This is a genomic window from Pseudomonas sp. CGJS7 (genome assembly GCF_036961695.1).
Genome location: NZ_JBAMDI010000002.1, coordinates 120,273 through 143,426 on the forward strand (window position 1 = coordinate 120,273; position 23,154 = coordinate 143,426).

General features: G+C 61.4%; 27 protein-coding genes. All 27 read left to right on the forward strand.

The window, feature by feature from the left end:
* Positions 1 to 81: 81 nt before the first annotated feature.
* The 27 genes from V7787_RS02010 to V7787_RS02140 all read left to right on the forward strand — a co-directional run bounded on the left by V7787_RS02010 (position 82) and on the right by V7787_RS02140 (position 23,149).
* Entirely contained in the window at positions 82 to 570 is a 489-nt protein-coding gene (locus V7787_RS02010) for a phage regulatory CII family protein (RefSeq protein ID WP_125854744.1), read from the forward strand.
* Positions 563 to 766: a TraR/DksA C4-type zinc finger protein gene (locus V7787_RS02015; protein ID WP_336085219.1), complete on the forward strand. Its 204-nt coding sequence runs from the start codon at positions 563 to 565 to the stop codon at positions 764 to 766. Before V7787_RS02010 ends, V7787_RS02015 begins: the two co-directional genes overlap by 8 nt.
* Entirely contained in the window at positions 763 to 3,528 is a 2,766-nt protein-coding gene (locus V7787_RS02020) for a bifunctional DNA primase/polymerase (RefSeq protein WP_336085222.1), read from the forward strand. The genes V7787_RS02015 and V7787_RS02020 overlap by 4 nt, the downstream gene beginning before the upstream one ends.
* A complete protein-coding gene (locus V7787_RS02025; RefSeq protein WP_336085223.1) occupies positions 3,525 to 3,863 on the forward strand; it encodes a hypothetical protein in 339 nt (112 codons plus the stop codon). Before V7787_RS02020 ends, V7787_RS02025 begins: the two co-directional genes overlap by 4 nt.
* Positions 3,853 to 4,404 carry a hypothetical protein gene (locus V7787_RS02030; RefSeq protein ID WP_081343636.1) on the forward strand — a complete coding sequence of 184 codons (552 nt, stop codon included), beginning with the start codon at positions 3,853 to 3,855 and terminating at the stop codon, positions 4,402 to 4,404. Before V7787_RS02025 ends, V7787_RS02030 begins: the two co-directional genes overlap by 11 nt.
* A 204-nt stretch (positions 4,405 to 4,608) precedes the next feature.
* Positions 4,609 to 4,956, forward strand: a complete 348-nt coding sequence (locus V7787_RS02035) for a phage holin family protein (protein ID WP_070384275.1) — start codon at positions 4,609 to 4,611, stop codon at positions 4,954 to 4,956.
* 142 nt (positions 4,957 to 5,098) lie between these two features.
* On the forward strand, positions 5,099 to 5,620 hold the full coding sequence (locus V7787_RS02040) for a terminase small subunit (protein WP_061203473.1): 522 nt from the start codon (positions 5,099 to 5,101) through the stop codon (positions 5,618 to 5,620).
* A gap of 43 nt (positions 5,621 to 5,663) precedes the next feature.
* The gene (locus tag V7787_RS02045) at positions 5,664 to 7,550 is read left to right on the forward strand and encodes a phage terminase large subunit family protein (protein ID WP_336085229.1); all 1,887 of its coding nucleotides are present in this window, start codon (positions 5,664 to 5,666) and stop codon (positions 7,548 to 7,550) included.
* Between the two features lie 12 nt (positions 7,551 to 7,562).
* The gene (locus V7787_RS02050; protein ID WP_336085230.1) at positions 7,563 to 7,778 is read left to right on the forward strand and encodes a hypothetical protein; all 216 of its coding nucleotides are present in this window, start codon (positions 7,563 to 7,565) and stop codon (positions 7,776 to 7,778) included.
* Positions 7,779 to 7,780: 2 nt separating this feature from the next.
* Positions 7,781 to 9,388, forward strand: a complete 1,608-nt coding sequence (locus V7787_RS02055) for a phage portal protein (protein WP_336085231.1) — start codon at positions 7,781 to 7,783, stop codon at positions 9,386 to 9,388.
* Between the two features lie 2 nt (positions 9,389 to 9,390).
* On the forward strand, positions 9,391 to 10,611 hold the full coding sequence (locus V7787_RS02060; RefSeq protein ID WP_336085233.1) for a S49 family peptidase: 1,221 nt from the start codon (positions 9,391 to 9,393) through the stop codon (positions 10,609 to 10,611).
* Positions 10,612 to 10,624: 13 nt separating this feature from the next.
* A complete protein-coding gene (locus tag V7787_RS02065) occupies positions 10,625 to 10,975 on the forward strand; it encodes a head decoration protein (RefSeq protein WP_336085234.1) in 351 nt (116 codons plus the stop codon).
* A gap of 11 nt (positions 10,976 to 10,986) precedes the next feature.
* Complete coding sequence (locus V7787_RS02070; RefSeq protein WP_336085236.1) at positions 10,987 to 12,015, forward strand: major capsid protein; 1,029 nt, start codon at positions 10,987 to 10,989, stop codon at positions 12,013 to 12,015.
* 1 nt (position 12,016) lies between these two features.
* Positions 12,017 to 12,199, forward strand: coding sequence for a hypothetical protein (locus tag V7787_RS02075; protein ID WP_336085238.1), 183 nt, complete (start codon positions 12,017 to 12,019; stop codon positions 12,197 to 12,199).
* 29 nt (positions 12,200 to 12,228) lie between these two features.
* Positions 12,229 to 12,522, forward strand: coding sequence for a head-tail joining protein (locus V7787_RS02080; protein ID WP_336085240.1), 294 nt, complete (start codon positions 12,229 to 12,231; stop codon positions 12,520 to 12,522).
* Complete coding sequence (locus tag V7787_RS02085; RefSeq protein WP_336085242.1) at positions 12,522 to 13,184, forward strand: hypothetical protein; 663 nt, start codon at positions 12,522 to 12,524, stop codon at positions 13,182 to 13,184. The genes V7787_RS02080 and V7787_RS02085 overlap by 1 nt, the downstream gene beginning before the upstream one ends.
* Positions 13,177 to 13,722, forward strand: a complete 546-nt coding sequence (locus V7787_RS02090; protein WP_336085244.1) for a hypothetical protein — start codon at positions 13,177 to 13,179, stop codon at positions 13,720 to 13,722. The genes V7787_RS02085 and V7787_RS02090 overlap by 8 nt, the downstream gene beginning before the upstream one ends.
* Positions 13,703 to 14,269 (forward strand): phage baseplate assembly protein V, encoded by a 567-nt coding sequence (locus V7787_RS02095; protein WP_336085247.1) that lies wholly within the window; start codon positions 13,703 to 13,705, stop codon positions 14,267 to 14,269. Before V7787_RS02090 ends, V7787_RS02095 begins: the two co-directional genes overlap by 20 nt.
* A gap of 85 nt (positions 14,270 to 14,354) precedes the next feature.
* A complete protein-coding gene (locus V7787_RS02100; RefSeq protein ID WP_336085249.1) occupies positions 14,355 to 14,576 on the forward strand; it encodes a hypothetical protein in 222 nt (73 codons plus the stop codon).
* Positions 14,577 to 14,581: 5 nt separating this feature from the next.
* On the forward strand, positions 14,582 to 14,908 hold the full coding sequence (locus V7787_RS02105) for a GPW/gp25 family protein (RefSeq protein ID WP_020192057.1): 327 nt from the start codon (positions 14,582 to 14,584) through the stop codon (positions 14,906 to 14,908).
* Entirely contained in the window at positions 14,905 to 15,795 is an 891-nt protein-coding gene (locus V7787_RS02110; protein WP_336085252.1) for a baseplate assembly protein, read from the forward strand. The genes V7787_RS02105 and V7787_RS02110 overlap by 4 nt, the downstream gene beginning before the upstream one ends.
* The gene (locus V7787_RS02115) at positions 15,788 to 16,426 is read left to right on the forward strand and encodes a phage tail protein I (RefSeq protein ID WP_336085254.1); all 639 of its coding nucleotides are present in this window, start codon (positions 15,788 to 15,790) and stop codon (positions 16,424 to 16,426) included. The genes V7787_RS02110 and V7787_RS02115 overlap by 8 nt, the downstream gene beginning before the upstream one ends.
* Positions 16,423 to 16,941, forward strand: a complete 519-nt coding sequence (locus V7787_RS02120) for a hypothetical protein (protein WP_336085256.1) — start codon at positions 16,423 to 16,425, stop codon at positions 16,939 to 16,941. The genes V7787_RS02115 and V7787_RS02120 overlap by 4 nt, the downstream gene beginning before the upstream one ends.
* Positions 16,931 to 19,771 carry a phage tail protein gene (locus tag V7787_RS02125; protein ID WP_336085258.1) on the forward strand — a complete coding sequence of 947 codons (2,841 nt, stop codon included), beginning with the start codon at positions 16,931 to 16,933 and terminating at the stop codon, positions 19,769 to 19,771. The genes V7787_RS02120 and V7787_RS02125 overlap by 11 nt, the downstream gene beginning before the upstream one ends.
* Positions 19,772 to 19,821: 50 nt before the next feature.
* The gene (locus V7787_RS02130; RefSeq protein WP_336085260.1) at positions 19,822 to 21,396 is read left to right on the forward strand and encodes a phage tail protein; all 1,575 of its coding nucleotides are present in this window, start codon (positions 19,822 to 19,824) and stop codon (positions 21,394 to 21,396) included.
* 71 nt (positions 21,397 to 21,467) lie between these two features.
* The gene (locus V7787_RS02135) at positions 21,468 to 22,628 is read left to right on the forward strand and encodes a phage tail sheath subtilisin-like domain-containing protein (protein WP_239607352.1); all 1,161 of its coding nucleotides are present in this window, start codon (positions 21,468 to 21,470) and stop codon (positions 22,626 to 22,628) included.
* 11 nt (positions 22,629 to 22,639) lie between these two features.
* Positions 22,640 to 23,149 (forward strand): phage major tail tube protein, encoded by a 510-nt coding sequence (locus V7787_RS02140; protein WP_039613455.1) that lies wholly within the window; start codon positions 22,640 to 22,642, stop codon positions 23,147 to 23,149.
* The last annotated feature ends 5 nt before the right edge of the window (positions 23,150 to 23,154 follow it).

A 23,154-nucleotide genomic window follows, 5' to 3' on the forward strand; every position in this document is an offset into this window, starting at 1 on the left:
AAAGCACAACACACCGGTCGTATTCACAGGATAGGACGTTGAAAGCCCTGTGACTACACCGTAAACCGAGGATTTACGGTTATGAGTCGCATTGATCTATTGCCGGGTGCAGGCCCGGTGCTCACCTTGCGGCAGGCGCTCTATCGCGCAGGTCGTGACTATCACGGCGGAATGACCAGGCTGGCCTTCGACATGGGGCTGGATGTGGACACGCTTCAAAAGAAGCTCAACCACAACGAAGAGCGCCGCTGGCCCACTCCCGACGAGCTGGAAGAGATCGTTCAGTTGACTGCAAGTCCGCGTCTGCTGGATGCCCTGGTACGTCCAGCCGGTGCAGTTTGGTACCGCCCTGAACCAGTGCCAGCAACCAACGAGGCACTGCAGGCGGTTGCCAAGCTCCTTGAGGAGTCCAGCGAGTTTGTCGGGAGCCTGCATGATGGGGCCGCAGACAACGTCTGGACGCCGGTAGAGGTGGTCGACCTGGAGCAACGGGGCATGGATGTTATTCGCCAGGTGCTGGCTATCATGGCGGGCGCTCGCCAGGCCATGGAGGAAAGCACCCATGGTTGATGTGATCGATGTGGCCAATGATCAAGCCGATTACCACCTACAAGTGGCTCTTCAGCGTCGTCCTCGTCCCGTGACAAAGCCCAGTTCGGAGTTCTGCAATGACTGCGGCGAGCCAATTCCGATGAAGCGGCAGCAGCTGGTGGCGGGTTGCGAAACCTGCACCAGTTGTCAGGAGCTACGGGAGCGGCGCAGATGAACGAGCGCCCAGTTCCTACCACAGCTGATTGGGCGCGGCGTTACATTCAAACCTTCAATCTCGCCCTGGTTCCTATGGAGCCAGGCACGAAGGGGCCGACGCAAGAAGGCTGGAATAAGCCCGGTGGCTATTTTACTGATGTCGCAAGCGCCGAGCAGTTTTGGGCCGCAAATCCGAGTCACAACCTAGGCGTTGTACTCGGCCCGAGCCGTGTCTGCTCCCTTGATGTTGACGACGTTGAGTTCACTCGATTGGTGCTTCAGCAGACCCATGGCATCGACGTTGATGCGCTCGCGGAGTCATACCCTACCTCTGTGGGCAATCCCGCACGATTCCGCATCATGTTTCGCGTTCCTGATGGTGTAGAGCTGAAGAAGCATGCGCTTGTTTGGCCGAACAAGAATGACCCGGACGGCATTATTCACAAGGGGCTGATGGCTCAGGTAAGGGCTGCAGTCGATGCAAGAGATGAAGCCAGGGAAGCGGCACTCCGCATGGCCGCTGAGCCATTCAAAAAGCTCACCGTGTTCGAGCTTCGCGCTGGTCTAGTGCAGGACGTATTGCCTCCGTCGATCCATCCGGGTACTGGCAAGCCGTACACTTGGCGAAATGCGCCGGACGCAAGCGGTTTACCTGATCTGCCTGGAGAGCTGCTGGCAATCTGGCAGGGTTGGGAAGAGTTCAAACCGAATGGCGAGGCGTTGTGCCCTTGGAGGCCTCAGCCTGCTGTTCCAGTGAGTAGACCTGCAGTCGCTCCCCGCCCCGCAGCTGCCCGTTCTGGTGAGCCGCTGCCCGAGGTCATTCCTGAGTTCAACCGCATCCACGACATCGCCATGATGATCGAGGCGCATGGCTACAAGCGGGTGGGCGGCAAGTGGTTGTGCCCGCAAAGCAGTTCCGGCCTTCCAGGCGTGACGATTACTGACGACAAAAAACTGTACTCGCACCACACCTCTGACCCGCTGGCGAACGGACACAAGAACGATGCGTTCGATGTGTTCCGCATCTTGATGCACAACGGTGACCAGCGGGCAGCCACCCGAGCTGCTGCGCAGATCCTTGGCATTGACGCCCAGTCACGCCCACCGACTCCGCCGCCATTGGGCGAACTTCCCCATGCCCCATCAGTGGTTGAGCAGGCCGAACAGCGGCCGGCTGATGCCGGCAACGTCGAGTATCTCCCCCGCACGCCATCGGACGCAGAGGAGACCAGCCCGGCCGGCTCCTCGGCCGCCGGGGGGGCGGGGGGCGATACCTTGGACATTGATGGCGCGATGCGTCGATTCGCCCTGGTCGAAGGCTCCACGAACGTGTGGGACTTGGATAAAGGGCGGTCGATGAAGCGGACAGGCTTTGAGGCCTTGATCGGAAAGCCGCTCGCGAAGGCGTGGATGGAGCGGACTGACAAGAAGCTCATAGCCTCCGAGCAGGTGGCAGAGCTTGAGCAGGCCCGAAAGATGTCCAGCAAGAAGGGCGGAGCACTGAAGCTGGAACCGCTCGACCGGTACATCTATATCGACGGTACGAAAGAGGCTTGGGATCGCGAGAAGAAACGGCGCCTGCCCGAGGGTAGCGTCAAGATGGCCCTGGGTGATGCTTATCAACTCTGGCTGAACAGCCCTGAGCGGCGGGTAGTGGACGTCGACCACATCGTGTTTGACCCGACGATGACCAAGGACCCGGCAATCTATATCAACACGTTCGAGGGCTTGCCGCTTGCGCCGGTCCGTGACGATGCTGCGTGCGAGAACCTGAGGTGGCTGATCTCATTCCTTTGCAACGATGACGCTGAAGCGCGGGATTGGCTGGTCAAGTGGCTGGCTTATCCGCTACAGCACATGGGTGCGAAGATGGACACCGCCATCTTGTTTCACTCGACCATGGAGGGCTCGGGTAAGAGCCTGTTGTTCGCCGACATCATGGGCGAACTATACGGTCGGTACAGCGCCACGGTTGGCCAGGCGCAGTTGGAGGGCAACTTCAACGCATGGCAAAGCGGCAAGCTTTGGGCCGTGTTTGAAGAGGTTGTGAGCCGTGACCAGCGCTACAACCAGGTTGGCAAGATCAAACACATGATCACCGGCAAAACGGTGCGGATGGAGTCGAAGTTCATCAACGGCTGGGAAGAAGCCAACCACATGAACTCGGCGTTCCTGAGCAACGAGATCATGCCGTGGCCGATCAGTGAAGACGACCGCCGGATGCTGGTGATGTGGCCAATGGAGACCCTGCCAGCCGAAAGGCAGAAGGCTATCGCCCGAGAGTTAGCCAACGGTGGCGTGGCCGCTTTATACGGCTGGCTATTAGATATCGACCTTGAGGATTTCAACCAGCGCACGCGCCCGCCGAAAACCGAGGCTCGCCAGCGGCTTGTCGAGCTGAGTCGCACCGCCTGGCAGACCTTTTTCTACCTCTGGCGAAACGGCGAGCTGGGGCACGGCCTATGGGGTTGCTGCCTGACTTCGGACGTCTACGCCATGTTTCTTGAGTGGTGTTCCCACAACAAAGAAAACTCCATGAGCCATACCAAGTTTTCGCTGATGCTCAGCGCGAAGGTTGAGAAGACGCGCCCCATCCCTTGGACAGATGGCAGTTCTCGAAGATTTGCGGCGTTCTTTGTGCCCAGTGAGGGCGATCCTTCCCTGCCCCCATCCATGAAGTCGGCCGAGCTAGGCAAGACGGTTGTCGAGTGGCGTGCCCGAGCCAAGCTGGCAGGCTGGAGCGTGGACGGTTGGGACCATATCAAGAGGCTTGCAGCATGAGTTCGCCGGCAAGTGTGTTGGGTGTGTTGGGTATGTGTTGGGTTGGTTTTGAAAAGCCAACACACATTGAATGCACGGAATTCGTGGCCTTGCGGGCATGTGTGTTGGGTGTGTTGGGTTTGTGCGCACGCGCGCGCGCGCCATTTTTTTTAATCGTTGAAAATGATGGGGAAATAAATCTCTATGCGAACCCTGAAAAACCCAACACACCCAACACACTTAACACAGATGCTCCCAATCCATTGAATTCATTGGGTTTTGAGTGTGTTGGGTTTGTGTTGGGTTTGCCCAAATGCGTGTTGGGTAGTGATCGGGAGGTTGGTGATGACGAATGACCAAGGTTTGCGCCTACAGCAGCAGGTGGATCTTGCACTGCACCGCATTGATATGGCGGCGCTCATCGACCAGGCCGAACGCCTGCGTCTGGTTGGTGAGCTGATGAAGCACTGGGGCGAACAGCGATCTCGGCTTGGTTTGGAGGCCAGCTTGGGTAGCCAGATGGGCACCATCATGGAGTGGAAGGGCTCGGCGCCACGCGGTGGCACTTCCGGTTCGCGGATTCTTGTCTCAGGTGCAGGTCTGGACCATGCAGCGGCTGAGGTCGATGCTGCAGTAGCCCAGCTGGAGCGGCGCGACGAGCGGGGGGCGACATTGGCCAAGCTGGCTCACCATCGATACCTCTTCGGCACAACGGTGCGGACACAGATGCGCGAAGTTGGGCTGGCTGAAGATGCCGACCGCACCTACCGGAACTGGGTCAAGGCCCTGCACCTGCAGGTGTTTGCCATCCTGGCTGCCCGCGCTGGCCGAGTCAGGCAACAGACCGTTCGTCGGGTCACTATGCGCCGAGCGTGCGCCGAAGTTGCGTCGAAGTAGCGCCGAAGCGGAGAACCGTAAATAGGCCCTTTTCGGTTTTTCCGGTGGCATGTACAAAGGCGTCACGATATCAAAAGTGCGCTTAGGCGCTTCCCCCACAAGCACTGTGCTGTGCAACCCGCCCCGAACTGTCGGAGCATCGAGAACCCTGCCACCCGGCGGGGTTTTCTATTTCCGGCGCTGTGCTTTGCCAATGAGGCTTACATGAATAGCGAGCAACAAACGTTAGCCGAGCTACCGATCTGGATGGTGATCGTGCTGTCCCTGGTCGGCGGTGTTTCGGGAGAGATGTGGCGGGCCGACATGGCGGGCGCTCGCGGCTGGGGGCTGATTCGCCGGTTGGCGTTGCGGTCTGGTGCCTGTGTGACATGCGGTCTATCTACCAATATGTTGCTGTACGCCCTGGGCGTTTCGGTATGGGCAGCGGCAGCGGTTGGTTGCTTGGCCGCGATGGCCGGCGCCGATGTGGCTATCAACCTTTACATGCGGTGGGCCGCGAAGCGCCTGGGGCTGGAGCGGGTGCCACCGGTCAACGGTGAGGCGGGGCAGTGACCACCGCCCGATGCTGGCCCGGGCGGCGTCCGCCGATTTTTGGGTCCTCCCCCCGGGCCGCCCCCTACACGGGTGCGCAGACTCGCGGTTTCCCTGCAGCTGAAATTCCTGCAGGGATGTCCGTCTTTTCAAGGACTTAGTGATGGGCAAGACAGTCAGCAAGGTCGAACTGGGCGAGATCATCGGCCGTGATGAGCGGACCTTGAGCCGTTGGCAGAAGGACGGCATGCCGGTAATCGAGTTCGGCGTGGGCCGTGGCAACGAAAACCAGTACGACACCCAGGTGGTCATCGAGTGGCTGATGCGTCAGGCCGCCTTGAACGGCAAGAAGGAATCGACGCGCGACCGCCTCGACCGCCTACGTGGTGATCGCGAAGAAATCGCATTGGCCCGTGAACTGGGAGAGGTGGTGATCGAGGCCGAAATGGTTGAGCGCTTTGAAGCGGTGATTACTGCCGCGAAGATCGAGCTGCTCAATACCTTCCCTGATGAGCTGGCGGCGACCTTGTCGGCCAAGTACGGCGTGCAGGTTGATGACCAGCTGATCCGCGAGCCCATTGAATCAATACTGAGGAGGTTGTCCGCGTATGACGAGGACGACGATCTCGCTGGGGATTCTGACGAGTCGGACGACGAGGAGGGCTCTGAAGAAGACGGCGAGTAAAGCCATGGGCCGCGTCTGCCGCAAGTGGGCGCCCCCGCCGAGAATGACCATCGCCGAATGGGCCGACAGATTCCGATGGCTCGCTCCCGAGGAGTCGGCAGCACCAGGTAAGTATCGCTTCGACATGACCCCCCATTTGATCTGGCCGGGCGGGCCGCTTGAGGCGCTTGACGATCCGAACGTGTTCGAGATTGTTGGCCGCAAGTCGGCCCAGGTGGCTTGGACTTCGGGCGTGCTGGGTAATGCCATAGGCAAGTGGATCGATCTCGACCCGTCGCCGATTCTGATCCTGTTCCCCAAAGCAGAAGCGGCCAAACAGTATGTTGCGGAAAAGCTGGAGCCGATGATTGAGGCGACCAAGCGGCTGCGGAAGAAGGTCGACCTGCGCAGTCGCAAGCTGCAACAGCGCCAGGACTTCAAGCGGTTCCCCGGCGGCTTCCTGAAAATGGTGGGTTCCAACAGCCCGGCCAGCGTGAAGTCCACGCCAGTGCCACGGGTCGCCATCGAAGAGCCTGATGACTGCAACCTGAACCTGCGGGGGCAGGGGGACAGCATCAAGTTGGCAAAAGAGCGTCTCAAGACGTTCCGGCGGTCGAAAATCATCATCGGGGGCACACCTACCATCAAGGGCCTGTCGGCCATCGACGCAGAGCTTGAGCTGTCCGATAAGCGCGTGGGTCTGGTCCCGTGCCACGGTTGCGGTCAGTCGCACGCGCTGAGCTTCGACCATTTGCACTGTGACGAGGACGAGCACTACTTCCACGAGGTGTACGGTAAGCGTCGCCCGGAAACGGCTTACTACGCGTGCCCGCACTGCGGCGAGATCTGGGATGACCATCAGAAGAACGCCAACCTCACACATGGATACTGGGAAGCGACGGCTGAATTCCGTGGTATCGCCGGCTACATCCTCAATGAGCTGTATGCCAAGTTCCACGGTTCCCGCTTCGAGGTGCTGATGGAAAAGAAGCTGCAGGCGGAATACGCCACGCGGTTGGGCAACATCGGTCCGATGATTGCCTTCACCAACAGCTCAATGGGTGAAAGCTACGAGTACAAGAGCGACGCGCCCAAGACTGACGAACTGGAGAAGCGCGCCGAGCCCTATGCTGAGCTGACTGCCCCGAAGGGCACGCTGCTGGTAACGGTCGGCGTCGACGTTCAGGGTGATCGTCTCGCCCTGGTCATGGTTGGTTGGGGGAGGGGCGAGGAGTCCTGGCGATTGTACTGGTGCGAGTTACCAGGCAATCCCATCGATCCGCACGACCCGGTGTGGACTGAACTGGACAAGATTATCGCGACGCCAATACCTACCGAAAGCGGTGCGCAGCTTGCCGTGTCGGCAGTCAGCATCGACAGCTCTGACGGTAATACCAGCGATGCGGTTTACACCTACGTTCGAGATCGCCAGCGTTTCAACATCATGGCAATCAAGGGTGCGTCCATCGACAGCCGGGATAGGGAGATTTTCACCAAGCCGGCCCAGTCGGCAGACACCAGCCAGGACAACACCAAGGCCTCGAAGTACGGCTTGCGCGTGTTCATCGTCGGCACCCACAAGGCCAAAACGCTTATCGATGGCCGGATGAAACTCAAGGGCGCTGGGCCGGGGCGGATGCACTGGTACAGCGAGATCCGCTCGGACTACTACGAGCAGGTGACCAACGAGGTGCTGGCGCCGCACCCGCGTAACCCCAGCAAGATGGTCTGGCAGAAAAAAGCAGGCCGGCGCAACGAGGCGCTGGACTGCGAGGTGTACGCCTTGCACGCGGCTCGTAGCCTGAAGACGCACCTGCTGCGTGATCACGAATGGGACCAGCTGGAGCAGCAGCTGCTTCAGCCCACCCTCTTCACAACTGAGCAGGCGGTGGCGCCGGTTCCCCGCCGTGCGGTTGCGCGCGGCAGAGGTACACGGAGCCGCGTCAGCTAATCGAGGTTCACCATGACAGATGCACAACAACGTCTCGATGAGGTCCGGGCGGCGATCTCGAACGTCCTGAAAAACGGGCAACGCTTGCGCCGACAGGATCGAGAGGTCCAGCTGGCTGAGCTGAATAGCTTGCGCTTGCTGGAGAAACAATACGCCACTGAGGTTGCTGCAGAGACGGCTGCCCGGCAGGGCCGTGGCCGTAACCGCGTTTGCTACGTGGGGATCTGACCATGTGGCCGTTCCGAAAACGGGATTCGGCTGCCGAGCAGCTGATGACCGAAGCTATTCGTGTGGCCCGAGCGTCAGTCGAGGGGCAGCAGATCGTTGCCCAAGGCGGCGGCGGCGGCGTCGAAACCCGCTGGCGGGGCGCCTCTCGGGTGCTGCGCAGCGTTGCTAGCTGGATCCCTGGCCTGGGTAGCCCTCGGCGTGACTTTAACCAAAGCGAGCGCCGCATGCTGGTGGCCCGCTCCCGCGATGCGATGCGCAATCACTTGATCGCTCGCGCGGCGATTACCCGGTTGCGCACCAACGTCGTGGGTACCGGGCTGGTCTGCCGTGCCCAGATCGATCATGAGGCGTTGGGCTTGACCGAGGAAGAGGCAGAGCAACTCAACAGCCAGTTGGACCGTCTGTGGTCGCTGTACGCCGATGATCCACGTGAGTGCGATGCCGAAGCATCGCTCAACCACTACCAACTGCAGGCCCTGGTGCTTGTGTCGTCGATGGTTGCAGGTGACGTATTTGTTGCTAGCCCCGATCAGGAACGGCCTGGTTGCATCTTCAGCACAAGATTGCAGTTGATCGAGTCGGACCGCGTAGGCAACCCGAACGGCGGAATGGACCGGGCGGACCTGGTAGAGGGCGTGGAGTTCGACGGCCTGGGGGCGCCAGTGGCTTACCACGTATGCACTGGCTACCCGGGTGAGCATGTACTGGGCAAGTCCCTACAGTGGGAGAGGCTGACGGTGTTCGGTGCTGAAACCGGGCGTCGTCGGGTGCTGCATGTCATGGCTGACAAAGAGCGGCCAGGGCAAAAGCGCGGTGCACCGTACCTGTCGCCGGTGCTTGAGCCGCTGCAGAAGCTAGAGCGATACAGCAGCGCAGAGCTGATGGCAGCGGTGATCTCAGCAATGTTCACCGTATTCATCAAAAAGGGCGACAACTTCAACAATAACCACCTGCCCATGTCTGCATTGACGGAAGAGCAACCGGGCGGGGATGACACCTCCGACGGTGCAATTGCACTGGGCGAAGGGGCCATCGTTGACCTAGGCGTGGGTGAGGAGCCGGTGGTGGCCAACCCCAGCCGACCCAACGCCCAGTTTGATCCGTTCTTTACCGCAGTGGTGAAGGAAATTGGCGCTGCGCTGGAGCTGCCTCTGGAAGAGCTGCTGTTGCATTACAGCAGCAGTTATAGCGCCGCCCGTGCAGCGATGCTCCAAGCCTGGCGCTTCTACAGCCTGCGCCGCTGGTGGCTGGCCTGTGACTTCTGCCAGCCAAGCCGCGAGTTGGTCATTGACGAGGCCGTTGCTCGGGGTTTGGTCGATTTGCCGGGTTACAACGACCCAGCCAAGCGCAAGGCCTATTGCCAGGCAATCTGGATTGGCCCGGCCCGTGGCGCGATTGATGAGCTTAAGGAAGCCAATGCGGCGGGTAAGCGCATCGAGATCGGCGTGAGCAACGAGACGCTGGAAACGGCGGCCATGACCGGCGAGCCCTGGCAGCAGGTTATCCGCCAGCGCACTCGTGAGGTTGCCTACCGGCGCGAGCACAACATGCAGGCCCTGCCCAAGAGCGGGCTCGAGTCTCCGTCTGAACCTAACCCCAAAGAGGAATAAGCATGCCTCGAGCACTTGAGCTGGCTGCCTCGCAGCCCTGGCTGATGATGCCCGACGCCTTGGATAACCTGCTGACCATCTCCGACCGCATGGGCGATCCGGTGGCGCTGGCGACCAAGCGCGGCGAGCGGCTGGACGAAACCCGACGAGTCACCATGCGTGGCAGTGTGGCGGTGGTACCAATCACAGGCCCGATCTTCCGGTACGCCAACCTGTTCACCGAGATTAGCGGTGCAACCAGTACCCAGATCCTGGCGACTGACATCCAGCGCGCGTTGGACGACCCCAAGGTCAAGTCCATCGTGCTCAACATCGACAGTCCAGGTGGCGTGGCCTCGGGCATCAACGAACTGGCCGAGATGATCTACGCCGCCAGGGATCGCAAGCGGATCGTTGCCTACATCGGCGGTATCGGAGCCAGCGCGGCTTACTGGATCGCATCAGCGGCAGGCGAGATCGTCATTGATGAGGCCAGCTTGGCCGGCAGCATCGGCGTCGTTGTCGAGGCCGTCGTCGAAGACGAAAAGAAGACCGGTCGCACTCGCTACCAGATTGTCAGTCGCAATGCGCCCAACAAACGACCGGATCTCGGCACTGAGGAAGGCCGCGCAAAGATGGGCGAGACCATCGACGCGATGGCTGAAGTATTCGTGGGCAAGGTTGCCCGCAACCTCGGCGTAGCGGCTGAGAAGGTGCCCGATATGGGCGACCACGGCGGCATTCGCGTCGGCGCCGACGCCGTCAAGCACGGCCTGGCCCATCGCGTGGGCTCGCTCGAACCCCTGATCACTGAACTGGCCAAGCCGGCCACTACTTTTCCAAGGACTAGCACCATGACAACCGTCAAAACCACGGCAGAACTGCGCTCCGCCATTGCAGCTGGCACCGACCCCAACACCATCGAGATCGCCCAGGCCGATCAGCCTGACACCACAGCAATTCGCACCGAGGCAGCCACCGCCGAGCGTGAGCGTATCAAGGGCATCAATGCCTTGGCCGTAAAAGGCTTTGAAAAGGAAATCGGCGCGGCGATCGATGATGGCAGCTCGGTTGAGGCCACCGCCCTGGTGTTGTTCAAGGCCTCGCAGGATCGCGGCATTTCTCTCGCGGGCATCAAGGGTGATGCGCAAGGCGTCACCGGTACCACCCCGCTGGAAGGCGGCAAGGCTGGCGAGCGCAAGGCCGCCGTTAGCGCAATCGTCTCTGGCGCCTCGCGCCGTTAACTAGGAACTCCTCATGCCAAACCCTGTTACCCACACCTTTACGCCTTCCCAGCTCGAGGCGGGCGACTTCCCCATTGTGATGGATTCCGGCGTCATCGCTGCTGGCCAGCAGTTGCTGCGCGGTGCAGTGCTAGGCCAGGTCACCGCTTCTGGCGAATACCTGCTGTGCAAAGCCGCTGCCGAGGACGGATCACAGACACCCAAGGCGATCCTTGACCGTGATGTTGACACCACCGATGGCGCCCAAAGCGCGCCGATTCGCCTGACGGGCCAGGTGCTGGGCAACCAGCTCAACCTTGGTGAGGGCCTGACCCTGGCGGCTGCTAAAGCAGCTCTGCGTCCTCTCTGCCTCTTCGTTCGCTAATTGGAGCAACTATGGATATCTTCGACACCCTGACCATGCTGGAAGCAGTCGAGCAACTGGCGACGCCACGACGCTTCCTCATGAACACCTTCTTCAATGCCGGTGCCCCTGAAACCTTCCCCACCGAGACGGTGACCATCGACATTGTGAAAGGGCAACGCAAAATGGCGCCGTTCGTTCACCCGACCTTGCCTGGCAGCGTGTCGCAGCGTACCGGGTTCGCTTCGTCGACCTATCAGCCGCCTTATATCCAGCCCAAGCGTGTCACCCGCGCTGAGCAGATCCTGAAACGCGGGGCTGGTGAAAGCCCGTTCTCGACGCGCACTGCGCTTGAACGTGCGGGCGAGCGCCTCGGCCGAGATTTGGTTGAGCTCGAGCACGAAATCATTCGCCGTGAAGAGTGGATGTGCGCTCAGGCGCTCACTACTGGCCGCATTCGGGTCCAGGGTGATGGGGTGGATGACACCATCGATTTCCTCATGGAAGACACCCACAAAATCTCCTTGGCCACTGGCCGTTGGAACACTGCAGGGTCCGATCCAATCGGCAACTTGCGGCAGTGGCGTCGTCTGATTGCGAAGAATTCGGGTCGGTCAGCGAATGTCGCAGTGCTGAGCGCCGAAGCGCAAGATGCGTTTCAGGGCAACGACATGGTGATGAAGCAGTTGAATACACGCCGTGTCGACCTGGGCCTGATCAAGCCAGAAGAACTCCCTGACGGCGTGACCTATCTGGGTTACTTGAATGATCCAGGTGTGGACCTGTATGCGTACGACGAGTGGTATCTCGACGACGAGGAAGGTGAAAAGCCGATGATCCCAGCGGGCGGCCTGATCTTGGGCTCTACCGCAACTCGCAACGCCATGCTGTACGCGGCGATTCAGGATCTTGAAGCCATCGAAAGCGGTCTGGTCGAGGCAGCGCGGTTCCCTAAGAGTTGGGTTACCCAAGAGCCAAGCCAGCGCTGGCTGAAGGTCCAGGCTGCCCCGTTGCCTGGCATGTTGGAGCCGAACGCTTTCCTTTACGCCAAGGTGGTGTGACATGGGTGCCAAGATCGAATACGTGGTGGTGGATGGCTGCATCCAAGATGGAGCCAAGATCGTCAAGAAAGGCGAAGTCTTCCTGACGTCTAGCAAGGAACTGCTGGAGCTGCTTATCGAGGAGGGGAAGATTGCTCCCCGCGGCAAGCTGCCAAGCAAGGACGAACAAGACGACGGTGACTGATTGTGGCCTTCCGTGACCAAGTGGCGTTCATGGACGCGGCGCTGTTGGAGGTTCTAGGTGACGAGGCAACTATCGAAGGGATAAGCGATCCGTTGCCTGGGTTCTTCTCCGCCCCGTGGATCCAGCCCAAGCTAGGTCAAATCAACACTGGGCTGCGCGAACCTGTTTTTGCGGTTCGCATCGCTCATGCCAATGGCGTAAAGGAGGGGATGCAACTGGTGGTTCAGCTTGCACCTGAGGACGGCGGCGGGCGTTACGTTATCGCTGGCAGGAAGCCTGATGGTACCGGCTGGATCAACCTGACATTACGTGAGGTGCGTTGATGAGCGTAGGCAGTTACCAGAAACAGTCGTCTAGTTCAGGTCTCATTACACTCCAGGCGAACGCGCAGCAGGCTTCAAACTTCGCAAAGTTTGCAGCTTTGATGCCGAAAGCCATCAAGGCGGCTGAACGACGGGCAATCAATAAGACCATTCGTTGGTTGCGCACGCATATTGCCAGATCGGTGAGCCAACAAGAGCGAATCGCCGTTACGGCGGTCCGTCAGCGCTTGAGAGCTTACCCAGTGGCCAGCAATGGCCAAGGAAAGCTCTGGTTCGGTTTGAATCCCATCGAAGCCAGTCGAGCGGGCCGCCCTCGACAATCTCGCACGGGTGTGTCCGTTGCCGGGCGTTCTTATCAGGGTGCCTTCTTCCGGACGGTGTATGGCAGCAAGCCGGATATCTGGATCCGTGCTGCCAGTAAGCACTTCAACGTTGATGATTATCCCACCAGCGAAGTCTCTGCTGGAGGCGGTGTGAGTTCAGGGTGGGTCGGTGAGAACGGCAGCCGATTTCCATTAGCTAAGGCGAAGATCTCGCTGGAAGAGGTGAAGCCGCATTTCGAGTCATGGACGAGAAAGGCGCATCAGCGGTTGCTTGTGGTGATGGAGCAGGAGCTGAACTTCGAGCTGTTGAAGTATCTACGGAGATTGGGCAATGGATGATGATCCAATACCTCTTGAGCAGTTATATGCCGCTATCGAGCAACATATCAAAGACGCCATTCCAGGGCTGGCCTACGTCGGTACCATGCCTGACGGGATTGAGGTCGTTCCACCTCCAGCCGTTGTACTGGAACTGGCCGGATTCGACCGTGTGGATACGGATCCGGGAACTGGCGAGACCGCCGTGGAGGCGCGCTTTGAGGCCCGTGCAATTGTCCCGGTAGAGGAGAAAAACTGCCTTCGCGTTGCTGCCTTCGTTGCCGCGCAGCTTGCGGTTCTACTTCGCGGGCAATCGTGGGGACTCCCTATCGGGTTTGCTGAATTTGTCCGTGCAGAGCGCGACTGGAGCCGTCCCGAGCTGGACGTCTTCGCGGTCTGGGTCGTCGAGTGGACTCAGGTCATCTATCTCGGGGAAGAGGAGTGGCCGTGGCCCACTGAGCTCGGCCCGGCCGCTGCAGGCAATACTGGAGATGGAGGACCGCTTTCCGAAGGTTATATAGAGATCGAGAGGGTTTCGGATGAGCTACCCGCTGGCTGAGCATGACCGAATGATCGCCGGCATGATTCGCAAATGCCGGGTCGTCGCGCTCGACCTGGCCGCCGATCCGCCGGTGTGCCGGGTTTCGGATGGTGAGTGGACAAGCGCCTGGGTGCGCTGGCACAGCCTGGGTGCCGCACCTGGTGCGCGGCACTGGCTTGCCCCTGGTATGCATGAGCAGGGGGTGTTGATCAGTACCAGCGGCGATGTAAGTCAGGGCACATTCCTGCCGGGGCTGTACAGCGGCCCTGCGCCTGCGCCGGATGACCGCGACCATGTCCAGCGCTGGCTGTTCGAGGACGGCGGGTCGCTGACCTATGACTGGCAGGCCAAGCGCTACAGCATCGAGCTGCCGGCCGGCCAAGTGGATATCAAGGTGGGCGGGTCGGTCGTTGCCGTAACGGAGTCGGCCATTGAAGCGATGGCGCCCATGCTGCGCTTCATTGGTCCGATGCTGATACAGGGCGCGTTGCGCGTAACGGGCGATATCTACGGTGACGCCCGAATCATCGACACGGCCGGCAACACCGCCAACCACAAGCACTGACTCACAGCGGGCGGGCGCTCATGCGCCGCCGCCCTGATAACTACCAGCCCGCCGCGCGCGGGCTTTTTCATGCCTGGAGGAAACCATGGCGACTAAAAAGGCCGCTGTCGCGGCCCAGGAGGCCCCTGTGGCCGACGAAACCCCTCAAGTGCTGTACCGAGACGCGGCGTTTCGCTCCCGCTCCATTTTCACCCTCAGCGGCGCCCAGTTCGATGTGGTCAATTTCGAGGTGCGAGTGCGGGCCTCGGACGACGAGGCGCTGGCCACCTTCGATGAGCACCCGGATTTCCAGCGCGTGCAGGAGTAACCCCCATGATCGGAATGGACCGCCACACCGGCGCCGTGCTGTCCGGGGTCGATCACTTGCGGCAGTCCATCGTGGACATTCTGACCACCCCGGTGGGGTCGCGGCTTATGCGCCCGGAATACGGCAGCAAGCTGCGCCGGTTTGTCGACCAGCCAGTTAACGCGGGCTGGAAAAGCGCGGTACAGGCTGAGGCCGCGCGGGCGCTGCAGCGCTGGGAGCCGCGTCTGGTCCTGCAGAGCGTGCAGGTGGTTTCCGCAGTGGGCGGCCAGATCGGCTTTCGCATTACCGGCACCTATTCCGAAGACAGCGTGAACCTTGAGGTAAGCATATGAGCACCATTGACCTGGCCAGCCTGCCGGCGCCTACGGTGATCGAGGAGCTGGACTTTGAAACCTTCTATCAGGAAGGCCTGACAGGCTTTCGCGCCCTGATGGGCAACAACTGGAACGCCGAGTTGCTATCTGATCCGGTGGTCAAGCTGCTGGAGCGTGCGGCCTATGAAAAGGTCATGACCCGCGCCCGTATCAACGACGCGGCCAAGTCGCAGTTCATTGCCTTTGCCCAGGGCGCCGACCTCGACCAGCTGGCTGCCAACTACAACGTCAAGCGCCTGGTGATCGTCGCGGAGGACCTGAGCGCGGTACCGCCGGTGGCCGAGCAGCTGGAAAGCGACGAATCACTGGCCGAGCGCACCTTGCTGGCCTTCGAGGGCATGGCGGTGGCTGGGCCGGCCGGCGCGTATGAGTTTCACGCCCGATCCGCTGATGGGCGGGTGGCCGATGTGAAGGCCAGCAGCCCGTCGCCGGCCACCGTGCTGGTCAGCGTCCTTAGCCGGGTGAATGGCGGGGTGGCTACCCAGGACTTGCTCAACAAGGTTGCCCGGGCGCTGACGCCTGAGAATATCCGGCCGGTGGGCGACCGGGTACTGGTGAAGTCGGCCGAGCTGGTCGACTACGAGATCGAGGCGGTGCTGTACATGTTTCCGGGTGCCGAGAACGAACTGGCCCTGGCGCAGGCCAAGACTTCCTTGGATACCTATATCAACGCGCAGCGCCGGCTGGGTCGAGACATTCGCCGCTCGGCCATCCATGCCGCGCTGCATGTGTCGCGCGTGCAGCGGGTGGAGCTGGTCAAGCCTGCGGCAGACTATGTGATTGAGGACCACCAGGCATCCAACTGCATCGGCTCCAGCGTCGTGATGGGTGGTACCGATGAGTGACACCAGTCTGCTGCCGATCAATCGCACCGGACTGGAGGATGCCCTGGCGCAGGTGGGGCTGGAGCCCGCCGACCTGGCCAACGTACTGCGCTCGATGAAACGGCCAGAAACCTGCCCGGCCGAGATGCTGCCGTGGCTGGCGATTGAGCGCAGCGTGGACCGCTGGGACCCCGCATGGTCCGAGGAAATCAAACGCAAGACGGTGCGTGACTCGTTCGAGGTACACCAGCGCAAAGGCACCATCGCCTCGCTGCGCCAGGTCATTTCGCCGTTTGCCGACATTATCGACATTGTCGAGTGGTTCGACCTGACCCCCATGGGGCCGCCCGGCACTTTCAGCCTGAGCCTGGCGCTGCTGAATACCGGCCTCAGTGACCGTGGGATTGCCGAGCTGGAGCGCATGATTCTGTCGACCAAGCCGGTTAGCCGGCACCTGGTCGGGTTAAGCATCACCTACAGCCCCAACGGCCAGTTCTACATGGGCGCGGCCGTGTCCTCGGGTGACGAAACCGAGATTCTTTCGGCCGATCTGCAGGCTGAGGCCTTTGCTGACCTGGAGCTGATGATGCTGGCCAATGACCTGCATTACTTCGCCAACCACCGAATGCCTGAATTACTGGAAAAGCCATGAGCGAACTATCCGACCGCCAAGCGGCCGCCATCGCCCTGATGGAAGGCGCCGCACAGACGGCCCATGACATTGTGCATGGCGCGGCTGACGCCACGGTGCAGACGGCTTCGGGGCCGTCGCCTACCTACCTGGCGCTGGCCAAGATGATCACCGACCTGACCGGCGGGTTGCTGCTCCCGCGCCGCAAGACCATTGCCGCTGCTGGCAGCGCTTTGGCGCTGGATGTGGCGTATACCGCCGGGGTGTCCTTTTTCGATGTGACGCTAGACCAGCCGCAGTGCGCGCTGACCTTCACCAATTCGGCAGTGCCACCGGGCTACACCTGGTCGTTCTCGGTGCGTCTGCAGCAGGGCACCGGAGCCAACCGAGTGACGTTCCCGAACAACGTCCGCTGGCCGGCCAACCGCCTGCCGGTGCTGTCGTTTGAAAAGGGCTCGGCTGACCTGCTGACGTTCCTGTGGGATGGGGTGCGCTGGTCCGGGTTCTATGACGGGGGGTGGCTCGATGTTTCTTAATCCGCTCAACAGCCGGCGGCCGGTCAGCCAGCGCACGGCGCTGGCCAATGCCATCAGCCTGATCGAGGGCCATCACCGCTTTCTGCGCAACAACACCGGCGACACAGTCGACGCGACGGTGCAGCACTATGTGCAGAACAACCAGGGCGTCCTCTCGAACAACCGGCATTTCATCGCCCATTCGCAGATGGAGTACCAGCCCAATGGCGACGGCACCACCGAGGGCCAGGCGCTGCATATTCTTGGCTATGCCCATGCCTACCTGGCTACCCAGGACCCGCGCTATCTGGAGGCCGCCATATGGCACTGGGAGGCCTACGAGCAGTATTTCTATGCGGGCCAGCCGATCCCTGACACGCCGCAGCGGCGTATCTGTAACTGGATCATCAATTCCAAGGAACCGGTGCTGGCCAACTGGCCGGTGGACCCCGTCGAGCCGACGCACAGCGGCTTCAAGGGCGTGCCGTTCGCCTTCACCAATGGCGCCCTGTCGATTCCGCACGGTGCGCCGCACTGGGGCGAGTACCTGGACAAAGCTACGTTTGCCTTTGACGGGGCGCTGGCCTGGGGGGCGATCAATGCCGGCGTGCGCGCGCTGCGTGAAGACGGCTCGACCGACTGGGACAAGGACGGCACGGTGTATGAGGTGGATTGGATCATTGCCCACACCGGCCAGAAAATCACCCTCGACGGCAGGGTGTTGTCAGAAGGGCACACCGGCGCCGATATTGGCCGGGTGCAACTCAAGGACACCACCCTCAACGAGACCCACCTGTTCAACTACGCCACCCGGCAACCGGTCGAGCATGGCGGCTACCTGATCCCGCGCAACGCGGTGCAGCACAATCGCCCGCTGCATGTACCGCTGCTGGGCGGCGTCAACCAGATGGGCAACGCTGCAGACGGCGAACTGTGGTACATGGACGCCTGTTATCTGCTGTGGCGTATCACTGGCGAGGAACGCTACAAGAAAGCCATGGATGCCTGCCTGTATACGGCGCATGAGTACACCCTGATTGACTCTACGGACCGGTTTTTCCGGCAGAGCACGGTGGCGGCCACGCCGTTTACAGATGGCATTTCCTACGAATTTGCCTACCCCAGCGAGGCAAAACGGGAGTACGGCCGCGACTCGCAGGGCTACATCACGCTGCAGACCGACATGGGCGCCCAGGTGTCGATTGAGCAACAATCGGTGTGGTTCCGTGTCGGCAAGGATTCCAAGGTGCGGACCAGCTTCGGCGGTGTCGACCAGGCAAACGGCGCGCTGACTGCCAAGGTCGAGGTCACGATTGCCCCGGAGAAGGTCGAGAACACCGGCACCCGTTACTGCTACATGCTGCCGGAATCGACCTCAAGCTGGCAGGTGCTGCAGCACGATATCCCGCTGTCGCAGTTCTACCGGGTGGCCAAGGATGATGGGTCCGAGTTCATCATGGCGGACCTGCGCGCGGTAGTGCACTCGGCCGACATTACGTCGCAAGAGCGGCATGTGCCGGTGATCTTTCCCGGTCGAGCGGGCAACGTGGTGCGCTCGTTCTTCCCGGGCGGCGGCAATGGCGGCTGGTATGTGATCGGCAATTACCTGCAGCCGAGCAAAAAGGCGCCGCTCAAAAGCATTACCTACCGGGCGGACGGCAATTTCAACGTCCGTATTCAGGACAAGGACGGCTGGCGGTGGTGGTGGATGCTGCCGGCCACGGATGGCGCGTTTTCCACTGTGCACATCCGCCCCCAAGACGGCACGCTGTCAGGCTACCAGCCCAACGCGGCCGGCCGGCCGAACCCGTCAGCGCCGAACTACGACGAGCTGGCGGAAATGGACATTCTGCTGGACAACGACGCCGACACGAACCTGACGTTTGAGTATTACTGCATCAACGAGCTGCCCGACCTGTACGACGGGGTCGACGGCTACACGATGCTGTACCGGCTGACCCTCAACGGTCGGCAGGCGTTTCGCGGCCTGGTGGGCGATTGCACGGTGGTTGGCTATCGCAACGACTCTTTGGCCTACAGCCCTGGGGTGATTCCGTTTTCCAATATCTACTCGGATGGCACCGAGCAGATTGGCGCGTGGCACGGGATGCCATACCCCGGGTATCAGTACCCGCTGATCTTCTGCCTGGACCCTGAGACGTACAGCGTCGAGCTGGGGAACATGATCGATTTCCTGTACGACTCGCAGCAGTGGTACCAGCAGAAATTCGGCGTCCTCGGGCCTGGCGCAGCGGCGTACATCTGGAACCGTTGGGATAACTACCGCTATGGCCCGGCCGACACCTGGACCCAGTATCACTGGGGCGATGGCAACGCCTGGGCCGGCTACCAGCCCAGGGCGATGATGGGCGCCTGCAGGGCGTGGTACGAGCTGGTGCACCGGGGCAAGCCCGTGCCGCCCAAGCTGGTCACCTACGCCGAGAACTGGCTGCGCTGGCTGGTGCAATTCGTCAAGGATTCCAAGGGGATCTTGCCGACCGACTTCCCGACCAACAGCGTGCCCAAGCCGGTGGAGGATGACTTTACCGGGCACATGACCGGGCTGTGGCTGGCCGGCGCCTGCCTGGCGGCGATGGCCGGCAGTCAGGTGGCTGACCTGGATGTGCTGATCGAGGCGTGCATGGACGAGCTGCAGGCGAACTACACGGTAACGCCCATTCCTGGTCATGCCATGAACGGCAGTTGGACCCCCGATCCGCGCCTGGGTACCGATAACGGCATGTTCTTTGGCTTCTGGGCCGGGGAAATCCTGCGCGGGCTGGGCCTGTACATCCAGTACCGGACCTTGGGCGTCGGGGCCAACATCTACGGCGGGCCAGTGCCCGCATAGCGCTTCACGGCCTGCCGCGAGGGCAGGCCCCTTACTTCAAGAGCGAACCAATGGCAGATACAGACGCGATTTACGTCGCCATGCTGACTGACGCGGGCGCGGCTGCGCTGGCGAAAGCCATCGCCACCAAGACCACCCTCAAGATCACCCGCATGGCGGTAGGGGATGGCAACGGCAGTACGCCGCTGCCATCCAAGCTGCAGAAGAAGCTGATTCACGAGGTGTTCCGGGTCAATCTCAACCGCCTTTCAGTGGAGAGCGGGAGGCCGGTGATTGTGGCCGAGGGCATCCTGCTGCCGGAGGTTGGCGGCTGGTGGGTGCGAGAGGTCGGCCTGTACGACGACACCGGCGTGCTGGTTGCGGTGGCCAGCTACCCGGCGACCTTCAAGCCGCTGCAGGAGCAAGGCAGCGGCCGCACTCAGGTGATCCGCCTGCTGATTCAGGTCAGCAGCACCGCCAACGTGCAGATCCTGCAGGACCCCAACACGGTTACGGCCACCCTGGCCGTGGTGCAGGAGGCCATCAGCCAAGGCGAGGCTGCCACGGCCCGTGCACTGGCCACCGAACGCACCATTTCGCTCAAGGGTGATGCCACCGGTGCGGCCAAGTTCAACGGTGCCGGTGACGCGGCGATCAATGTCACCTTGGCCAATTCGGGAGTGCAGGCTGGGATCTATTCCAAGGTGCGGGTCAGCGCCAAGGGTCTGGTACTGGAGGGGGCGGAGCTGACAGCCGCCGATATCCCCGGCCTGGACGCGGCCAAGATCATCACCGGCACCTTGAGCCGGCCGACCACAGGCAACGCCGGCAGCGCGACCAAGCTGCAGACGCCACGCTTGTTCACCTTTGAGGGAGATGTGGGCGGACAGGCCCAGTTCGATGGCGCCAAGGATGTGGCCATTTCCCTCACCCTGGGCAGCACTGGGGTGCAGGCCGGCACCTATTCCAAGGTGCGGGTCAGTGCCAAGGGCCTGGTGCTGGAGGGGGCGGCGCTGACGGCTGCTGATATACCCAGTCTGGACGCGGCCAAGATCACCACCGGCACCCTTAGCCGGCCGACCACGGGCAATGCCGGCAGCGCGAGCAGACTGCAGACGGGGCGCGCGCTGAGCTTCACCGGCGATGTAACCGGGCAGGGGGTGTTTGACGGCTCGCAGAACCTGTCGATTGGCCTGAGCCTGGCGGGCCTGGACGCGAGCAAGGTCAATAGCGGCATCCTGCCCATCATCCGGGGCGGTACCGGCGGAAACACGGCTGACAGTGCGCGAAACGCGCTCAACGCGGCGGTTCGCTCGCAGTTCTCAGGGGCGCAGAACGGGTTCTACTGGGACACCGACAACGGCTTTATGGCCCAGTGGGGGCGTGTGGGGATAGGTGATTTGCCCTCCCAGTTTTACGAGTACCAAGTCTGGTTCCACTCGGGTGGTTTTTCGTGGGCGCCGTTCATTGTCATTCCAGTGATTTACCACAACAGCAATCCAGGGGTGCCGGCGGCCACCCTGACCCCGGCAATCATGGAGGGCAAAACCACGGGGCAAAGTTTCAACATCATGATCGGTGAATGGGCGAACTCTCAGCAGGATTTCACGCTGTACTGGTTCGCCATTGGCTTCCGAGCGGGCTAACGCTCACCACATTTACAGCTGTTCAACTCGACCGCCCATTGGCGGTTTTTTCGTTTCTATGGGGACCATTTATGGCTAACTTTTTTCATGGCGTGACCACCTCGCTGGTCAATTTGGGTGGGCGCACCATCAGCGTGCCCTCGTCGTCGGTGATCGGCATTGTCGACATTTACACCCCTGGGGTGGGTTTGGCTGAGCCCAATACGCCGGTGATGGTCGTTAGCGACCGCGAGGCCGTGGCGGCGTTCGGGCCTAACTCGCCGCTGACCAAAGCCTGCCTGCAGATTCTCGACCAGGCCAAGGCCGTGATCATCGCCGTGGGTGTTACGTCTGCCGGCACCCCGGCCAGCATCACCAGCGCGGTGATCGGCGGTGTGGCGGCCGATGGCAAGCGCAGCGGCCTGCAGGCCTTGCTCGATGCCAAAAGCCTGTTCAACCAGCACCCACGCCTGCTGTTGGCTCCCAAGCACTCGGCCACCAAGGCGGTGGCCACCGCCATGGATACCTTGGCAGACAAGCTGGAAGCCTTAGGCCTGATCGACGGGCCGGGTACCACTGACGAGGCGGCCATTGCCTATGCCACCGGGTTTGGCAGCAAGCGGCTGTACATGGTCGACCCCGGCGTCAAAAAGTGGAGCGTTACCAGTAACGGCGACGAGGACCTGGCGGCGTCGCCAGTGGCGGCCGGCCTGTTCGCGCAGACCGATGCCAACATCGGTTTCTGGGCTTCGCCGTCCAACAAGGAAATCAAGAACATTACCGGCACCGTGCGGGCGGTCGAGTACCTGGACAACGACCCGACCTGCCGGGCCAACCTGCTCAACAACGCCAATATCACCACCATCATTCGCGACGGCGGCTATCGCCTGTGGGGCAACCGCACGCTGTCCAGCGATAGCAAGTGGGCGTTTGTCACGCGGGTGCGCACCGTGGACATGGTGATGGCGGCCGTGCGTGCAGGCATGAAATGGGCCGTCGACCTCGGGATCACCAAAAGCTATGTCAAGGATGTGACCGAAACGGTGCAGGCCTTCATGCGCGACCTCAAGGCCGCCGGGGCGGTGATCGACTTCGAAGTCTACGCCGACGCCGAGCGCAACACGGCCAGCCAGCTGGCCCAAGGCAAAATCATCTGGGTGATCCGCTTCACCGATGTGCCGCCTGCCGAGAACCCGATTTTTGAAATCGAGGTGACCGATGAATACCTGACCCAAGTTCTCGACGTAGCCTAAGGAGGCACGCAATGGCTGTTATTCCAGAAGTTCTTTTCAACATGAGTGCCTCGGTGGGCGGTGTCAGCCTGCAGGGCGATGTGCCATCGCTGACCCTGCCAAAGCTCACGATGAAGACCGACGAATATCGCGGCGGCGGCATGGACGCGCCGATTGAGATGGACATGGGCCTGGAGAAGCTGGAGGCCAGCTTTACCTCCAACGGCATGCGCCGGGAAACCCTCAAGTACTTCGGTGACTTTGACCTGTCCGGCTTCAACTGCGTGTTCCGGGGCAGTTTCAAAGGCCGTGGCGGGGCCACCAAGGCGGTGGTCGCCACCCTGCGCGGCGCGCTCAAGGAAGTCGATCCGGGGGATTGGAAGGTTGGCGAGAAGGCCGAAATGAAGCACAGCATTGCGGTGAGCTACTACAAGCTGGAGGTCGGCGGCCGCGTCATCTACGAAATCGACCCTGTGAACTGCATCCGCGTTATCGACGGTGTCGACCAACTGGCCAGCGTTCGCGCTGACCTCGCCATTTAAGGAGC

Bases quoted from the DNA above. Each gene is read 5' to 3' on its own strand.
- V7787_RS02010 (WP_125854744.1), top strand. From the start codon at position 82: ATGAGTCGCATTGATCTATTGCCGGGTGCAGGCCCGGTGCTCACCTTG.
- V7787_RS02075 (WP_336085238.1), top strand. From the start codon at position 12,017: ATGGGTGCCAAGATCGAATACGTGGTGGTGGATGGCTGCATCCAAGAT.
- V7787_RS02080 (WP_336085240.1), top strand. From the start codon at position 12,229: ATGGACGCGGCGCTGTTGGAGGTTCTAGGTGACGAGGCAACTATCGAA.
- V7787_RS02130 (WP_336085260.1), top strand. From the start codon at position 19,822: ATGGCAGATACAGACGCGATTTACGTCGCCATGCTGACTGACGCGGGC.
- V7787_RS02050 (WP_336085230.1), top strand. From the start codon at position 7,563: ATGACAGATGCACAACAACGTCTCGATGAGGTCCGGGCGGCGATCTCG.
- V7787_RS02070 (WP_336085236.1), top strand. From the start codon at position 10,987: ATGGATATCTTCGACACCCTGACCATGCTGGAAGCAGTCGAGCAACTG.
- V7787_RS02085 (WP_336085242.1), top strand. From the start codon at position 12,522: ATGAGCGTAGGCAGTTACCAGAAACAGTCGTCTAGTTCAGGTCTCATT.
- V7787_RS02030 (WP_081343636.1), top strand. From the start codon at position 3,853: ATGACGAATGACCAAGGTTTGCGCCTACAGCAGCAGGTGGATCTTGCA.
- V7787_RS02120 (WP_336085256.1), top strand. From the start codon at position 16,423: ATGAGCGAACTATCCGACCGCCAAGCGGCCGCCATCGCCCTGATGGAA.
- V7787_RS02125 (WP_336085258.1), top strand. From the start codon at position 16,931: ATGTTTCTTAATCCGCTCAACAGCCGGCGGCCGGTCAGCCAGCGCACG.
- V7787_RS02025 (WP_336085223.1), top strand. From the start codon at position 3,525: ATGAGTTCGCCGGCAAGTGTGTTGGGTGTGTTGGGTATGTGTTGGGTT.
- V7787_RS02020 (WP_336085222.1), top strand. From the start codon at position 763: ATGAACGAGCGCCCAGTTCCTACCACAGCTGATTGGGCGCGGCGTTAC.
- V7787_RS02115 (WP_336085254.1), top strand. From the start codon at position 15,788: ATGAGTGACACCAGTCTGCTGCCGATCAATCGCACCGGACTGGAGGAT.
- V7787_RS02105 (WP_020192057.1), top strand. From the start codon at position 14,582: ATGATCGGAATGGACCGCCACACCGGCGCCGTGCTGTCCGGGGTCGAT.
- V7787_RS02035 (WP_070384275.1), top strand. From the start codon at position 4,609: ATGAATAGCGAGCAACAAACGTTAGCCGAGCTACCGATCTGGATGGTG.
- V7787_RS02055 (WP_336085231.1), top strand. From the start codon at position 7,781: ATGTGGCCGTTCCGAAAACGGGATTCGGCTGCCGAGCAGCTGATGACC.
- V7787_RS02040 (WP_061203473.1), top strand. From the start codon at position 5,099: ATGGGCAAGACAGTCAGCAAGGTCGAACTGGGCGAGATCATCGGCCGT.
- V7787_RS02135 (WP_239607352.1), top strand. From the start codon at position 21,468: ATGGCTAACTTTTTTCATGGCGTGACCACCTCGCTGGTCAATTTGGGT.
- V7787_RS02065 (WP_336085234.1), top strand. From the start codon at position 10,625: ATGCCAAACCCTGTTACCCACACCTTTACGCCTTCCCAGCTCGAGGCG.
- V7787_RS02090 (WP_336085244.1), top strand. From the start codon at position 13,177: ATGGATGATGATCCAATACCTCTTGAGCAGTTATATGCCGCTATCGAG.
- V7787_RS02045 (WP_336085229.1), top strand. From the start codon at position 5,664: ATGACCATCGCCGAATGGGCCGACAGATTCCGATGGCTCGCTCCCGAG.
- V7787_RS02110 (WP_336085252.1), top strand. From the start codon at position 14,905: ATGAGCACCATTGACCTGGCCAGCCTGCCGGCGCCTACGGTGATCGAG.
- V7787_RS02140 (WP_039613455.1), top strand. From the start codon at position 22,640: ATGGCTGTTATTCCAGAAGTTCTTTTCAACATGAGTGCCTCGGTGGGC.
- V7787_RS02100 (WP_336085249.1), top strand. From the start codon at position 14,355: ATGGCGACTAAAAAGGCCGCTGTCGCGGCCCAGGAGGCCCCTGTGGCC.
- V7787_RS02060 (WP_336085233.1), top strand. From the start codon at position 9,391: ATGCCTCGAGCACTTGAGCTGGCTGCCTCGCAGCCCTGGCTGATGATG.
- V7787_RS02095 (WP_336085247.1), top strand. From the start codon at position 13,703: ATGAGCTACCCGCTGGCTGAGCATGACCGAATGATCGCCGGCATGATT.
- V7787_RS02015 (WP_336085219.1), top strand. From the start codon at position 563: ATGGTTGATGTGATCGATGTGGCCAATGATCAAGCCGATTACCACCTA.